The sequence below is a fragment of the Streptomyces sp. ADMS genome (assembly GCF_033441795.1).
Lineage (GTDB): Bacteria > Actinomycetota > Actinomycetes > Streptomycetales > Streptomycetaceae > Streptomyces.
Map to the genome: position 1 here is coordinate 1 of NZ_JAVFVX010000572.1, position 270 is coordinate 270.

General features: G+C 69.3%; 1 protein-coding gene. It reads left to right on the forward strand.

Annotation, left to right across the window (positions count from 1 at the left end; genetic code table 11):
- On the forward strand, nucleotides 1-270 hold a 270-nt coding region (locus tag RB628_RS42040; RefSeq protein WP_318325844.1), incomplete at both ends, for a transposase.

Genomic DNA, 270 nt, shown 5'->3' on the forward strand with positions numbered 1-270 from the left:
CGGGTTGGGGCATCTGTTCGCCCGGCCGGAGCCGCGGGAGGTGTTCGCCGATCTCGTCGAGGGGCTGCTGTCGGACCTGGGCCGGAAGAACGGCTGGACGATGGCAGGGAGGGCCGGGCATGCCACCCCGCACCGGATCCAGAAGTTCCTGGGTGAGGCGTCCTGGAGCGCGGACGGACTGTTGGCCGAGGTGCAGGCTTATGTGGCACGGGAGTTGGGGGATCCGGGCGCGACGCTGGTGCTGGACGACACGCAGGTGATCAAGAAGGG